General features: G+C 85.5%; 1 pseudogene. It reads left to right on the forward strand.

The window, feature by feature from the left end:
• Nucleotides 1-249 (forward strand): annotated as a pseudogene (locus A4V12_RS38915) (cation acetate symporter); the annotation flags it as partial.

The raw sequence follows: 249 nt of genomic DNA on the forward strand, positions 1-249 counted from the left end.
GCCTGGTGGCGGGCGGCGGGGGGGCGCTCACCGCCGTGGTGGCGACCCGTGCGGGGCTCGCACCGGGGGGGGGGCCGCACACCCTGATGGCGCGGCCCCCCGTCTGGGCCGTGCCGCTCCGCTTCCTCACCCTGGGGGCGGTGTCGCTGGGCACCCCCCGCCGCGTACCGGCTGGGACCCCCGCGCTCCTCGCCCGGCCGCACCCGCCCCCGGGCCCGGGCGGCCGCCCCCGGCCCGGGGCGCCCGGAG

It is taken from the genome of Streptomyces noursei (assembly GCF_001646665.1).
Lineage (GTDB): Bacteria > Actinomycetota > Actinomycetes > Streptomycetales > Streptomycetaceae > Streptomyces > Streptomyces lavendulocolor.